This is a genomic window from Hymenobacter coccineus, from assembly GCF_001816125.1.
GTDB lineage: Bacteria > Bacteroidota > Bacteroidia > Cytophagales > Hymenobacteraceae > Hymenobacter > Hymenobacter coccineus.
Genome location: NZ_MDZA01000184.1, coordinates 1 through 4,258 on the forward strand (window position 1 = coordinate 1; position 4,258 = coordinate 4,258).

Annotated in this window: 5 protein-coding genes; all 5 read right to left on the reverse strand. The window is 64.3% G+C overall.

All coding sequences use genetic code 11. From position 1 onward, the window contains the following. Positions 1-1,128, reverse strand: a 1,128-nt coding sequence (locus BEN49_RS11740) for a bifunctional folylpolyglutamate synthase/dihydrofolate synthase (protein ID WP_070743633.1), incomplete at its 3' end; no start/stop codon positions are given. A gap of 129 nt (positions 1,129-1,257) precedes the next feature. Continuing rightward, positions 1,258-2,169, reverse strand: coding sequence for a hypothetical protein (locus BEN49_RS11745; protein ID WP_070743637.1), 912 nt, complete (start codon positions 2,167-2,169; stop codon positions 1,258-1,260). A gap of 109 nt (positions 2,170-2,278) precedes the next feature. Next, complete coding sequence (locus BEN49_RS11750; protein ID WP_070743639.1) at positions 2,279-2,695, reverse strand: ExbD/TolR family protein; 417 nt, start codon at positions 2,693-2,695, stop codon at positions 2,279-2,281. A 124-nt stretch (positions 2,696-2,819) separates the two neighbouring features. After that, positions 2,820-3,527, reverse strand: coding sequence for a MotA/TolQ/ExbB proton channel family protein (locus BEN49_RS11755; RefSeq protein WP_083326020.1), 708 nt, complete (start codon positions 3,525-3,527; stop codon positions 2,820-2,822). 15 nt (positions 3,528-3,542) lie between these two features. Further along, complete coding sequence (locus tag BEN49_RS11760) at positions 3,543-4,136, reverse strand: SPOR domain-containing protein (protein ID WP_070743642.1); 594 nt, start codon at positions 4,134-4,136, stop codon at positions 3,543-3,545. Between the last annotated feature and the right edge of the window lie 122 nt (positions 4,137-4,258).

Genomic DNA, 4,258 nt, shown 5'->3' on the forward strand with positions numbered 1-4,258 from the left:
CGGCCTGGCAAAATAATACGTGGCCGCGGGCGGCAGCAGCGCCAGCACAGGCCCCACGTCCTTGTCGTTCACCGTGCCGATGACCAGGTGCAGGCGCTCGTGCGGCACGCGCAGCAACTGCTGCATCACCAGGCGCAGGCCGGCCTCGTTATGGCCCGTGTCGGCCACCACCAGCGGCGCGTGGCCCAGGATGCTCCAACGCCCACGCAGCCCGGTGAGGGCCCCCACGTCGCGCAGGCCCTGGCGCACGGCGGCCTCGGGCAGCGCAAAGCCCTGGGTCCGCAGCTCGTCAAGCACGGCCAGTACGCCGGGCAGGTTCAGGGCCTGGTAGTCCCCAAGCAGGCCTAAAGAGGCGCCGGGCAGATATGGGGCCCCAGCGCGCGCCACGTCGAAAAGCTGAGTACCCGCTGCCGCATCCGCGGGGGCCCCGGCAGGCCCCGGCGCCACGGCGTACACGCGGTCGGCCCAGGTGAGGGGCGCGGCTTCGGCGGCGGCTTTAGCCGCGAACACGGCCGCTACTTCAGGCTGCGTTTGGCTGACGACCACCGGCACGCCGGGCTTGATAATGCCCGCCTTTTCGCCCGCAATTTCGGGCAGCGTGTCGCCCAGCATGGCTTGGTGGTCGTAGCTGATGTTGGTAATGAGCGACACGAGCGGCGTGATGACGTTCGTGGAGTCGAGCCGCCCGCCCAGGCCCACTTCTACTACGGCCACGTCCACGGCCTCGTCGGCGAAGTAGCAGAAGGCCAGGGCCACGCACATCTCAAAAAAAGAGGGCTGAATTTCGGCAAACAGGCCGCGCCACTTTTCCACCCAGGCCACCAGGTACGCGGGGGCCAACTCCTGCCCGTTCAGGCGCACCCGCTCAGTAAAGGCGCGCAGGTGCGGCGAGGTGTAGAGGCCCACGCGGTAGCCCGCGCTTTGCAGCACCGCCGCCAGCAGGTGCGAGCTGCTGCCCTTGCCATTAGTACCCGCCACGTGCACGCTGCGGAAGCGCCGCTCCGGGTGGCCCATGGCCGCCAGCAGGGCCTCGGTGTTACCCAAGCCTTTCTTGAAGCCCGCCGCCCCTACCCGCTGGTACATGGGTAGTTGTGCGTAGAGAAAGGCCAGTGTTTCGTCGTAAGTCATAGCGTTTGAAATAAGCCGACGCCCCCACGCCAGGCAGACAGCTTCCAAAGCAACAGGCCCCATAGGCTAACATAGGAGCACTGCTGCTCAGCTTGAGCCGCTAGCGGAACCTGACCGCCGGCCCAGCCTCTACCGGACAGAAAACCGGAACGTGTAGAAGCCCGTGGCCCCGCCGCTCCCGCCGTTGGTGCGCCGGAAGCTGGCGTCCTGCAAGGCGTCGCGGCACAGCTTCTCCTGGGCCGGCGACACGTTGCCCGACACCTTGACGACGCCCTCAACTTCGCCGTCGGCGTTAATGTTGATTTTGAAGCGCACCACCCCGGAGTTGTCGTCGATGGCCGCTGCTTTGGGCGTCGAATCGAAGGCCCAGCCGCTCATTTCCAGGCCCTGACCGCTGCCGTTGCCGCGGCCCCGGCCACTGCCGCCGCCCGAGCCACCGCCGTCACCATCGCCGCCGTACAGCAACTTGGCGTTCAGCGAACCGCGCGGATCGCCTTGGTCGCCCACGGTGCCGGGGCGGTCGCCGTTGTTGTTGCCGGTGGGCGCGGTGCTGGTGCCGTTCACGCCGTTGCCGCCGCCCGTGGCCGTGCCCTTGGGCGAGAACGTAACGGCCACCTTGCGGGCCGGCTTGGGCGCCTCCTTCACTTCCTCCTTGGGCGGCGCGGGCGTGGCCACCACAGGGGCCGTCACGGGGCTTTCCTCGGCGTCGCTGGTGATGATTTTTTCGGCAGCCGGGGGCGTGGGCGTGGCCTGGGCCACGGCCGTTACGGGCCGGGGCTCGGGCGCGGTGGCGGGCGGGCGGCTGTCCTGGCGGTTGGGCGAGGCGTTGGCGGTGGCCGTGGTTTGCACGTCGCCGCTGCCAGCGGCGTCCACGCCGTAGTTCAGCTCCACGCCGCCGCCGCCGGGCGTGGCCATCTCGTCGAGCGGCGGGTTGGGGCCCTTAAATACGGTGAACAGGCAAAACAGCACCAGGGCCACGTGGATGGCCACGGTACCAATCAGGGCCTCGCGGCGGTGCTGTTCGGGATAGTCAAGAGCCATTTTTTTTTGAGCTGTTAGCTTATAGCCATTAGCCGTTAGCTTTTTTGTTGCTGATAATTGAACGTGAGCTAACGGCTCACAGCTATAAGCTAACAGCTTTCAGAAGAACTTACTTCCCCGCGGCCTGCTGGGCCTGAGTGGCCATCACCATTTTGATCTTCAAACGGTTCCCGACTTCGAGGATGTCCACCAGCTTTTGCACGTTTTGCGAGGCATCGACGCGCAGCACCACGGTGGGCGTGTCGAGGTTGTTTTTGCCGATGAGGGCCGTTAGCTCCGTTTCCAGCTCGGCGGGCTGCACGGGCTTTTTGTTAACGAAGTAGGCCCCCGCAGCGTCCACCGATACGGTGATGGGCTGCTTCATTACCTGCTTGCTGCTTTTGGCGTTGGGCAACAGCAGCTTGATTACGTTCGGGTTCACCATCGTGCTGACGATGAGGAAGAACAGCATCAAGAAAAACATGATGTCGTTCATCGACCCCGTTTCGACGTGCGAGGTCAGGCGATGGCGGCGGGAAAGATTCAAGGTAAATGTGGAAAAATGATGATGTGGAAATGAGAAAATACCCTAATCGGAACGGCCACTTTATCTAACCAAAATCAGCTGCCATCCATCACATTTTCACATTCTTAAATTTCCACATTTGAAATTAATTGTCTTGCAAAATATCCATGAACTCGATGGCCGAGTTTTCCATGCGGAACACCATGCGCTCGACCAGGATGCTGAGCCAGTGGTAGCCCGCGTGGGCGATAATGCCCACGATGAGGCCCGCGGCCGAGGTCACCATCTTGGTGTAGAGGCCCCCGGCAATCTGGGCAATACCGAAGTCGCCGGTGGCGTTGATGGCGTAGAAAATTTTGATGACGCCGATGATCGTGCCCACGAAGCCCAGCATGGGCGCGATGCCGGCAATGATGCCCAGGATATTGATGTTCTTTTCGAGGCGGGCAATTTCAATCTTGCCCACGTTTTCCACGCTGGCTTCGATTTCGGTGAGTGGCAGGCCCAGGCGGCGCAGGCCTTTCTCGACCATGCGGGCCAGCGGCGAGGGGTTTTGGGCGCACAGCAGCTTGGCTCCCTGCACGTCGCTCTTCACCATGAGGGCCCGGATGCCGTTCATGAACGACTCGGGCTGCCCCCCGGCCTTGCGGATGGTGAGGTAGCGCTCCAGGATGATGTAGACCGAAACGAAGAGCAGGATGAACAGGGGCAGCATGATCCAGCCGCCCTTCAGAATCAGGTCGATGAGCGAGAGCCCACCGTCGGCTTGGTTGGCGGCGTTCACGGCCGCGTTCACAGAATCGGGGGCGGCGGAAACCGCCGCGTTAGTTACCTGCAACAGGAAAATGGACATTCGGAAGAAGTAGCTTTAATTAGCCAGCACCCAGAGGTCTTTCCCCAGGTGGGTTTGGGTGCGCATGCGCTGGGCCTCACGCTCCGCCGTCAGCTTGTCGGCGTAGTCGTCGATGGAAACCTTGATTTTGTGGCCGCTGAAGCGGGGCAACACCACGCGCGAGCGGTGGCCCAGCTTGGCCAGCGCCTGCCGCTGCCCCTGCGCCGCCGCCAGCGTACGGAAGCTGCCCCCCACGATGTAGTAACGGCCCGTGGGCGCATTAATTGTGGTGCTGAACGCCGCGGCCGCTGGCGCCGCTTTGGCCACTTCCGGCGCCTTAGCTGCAACAGCTGGTTTGGCAACGGCCGCCACCCGCTTGGCAGCGGTTGCTACTGGCTTGGCCGCAGGGGTTGCGGCTTTGGCAACGGCAACGGGCGCGGCCACTGTTTCGGCGGGGGCTGGCGCGGGGGTTTCGGGAGCCGAGGCCAACTCGTTAGCTTCGGCCAACAGGCTGGGGGCCTCGTCGGTGGGCACCACGATGGCCGTGGGAGTTACGGGGGCTGCGTTCCAGGTTTGGCGGGCCAGGCCGGCCTGCTGGGGCCCGGCGCGGCGGGGCGGGCATCGGCCCACAGCGGCAGTGGCTCTGCCAAGCCACGGGGATGTAACCAGAATGCAGGGCAAACGAAGTAGTTGGCCGACACCAGGAGCCCGGCCACCAAGCCAATGGCGGCGTAGCTGAACACGCGGCGGCG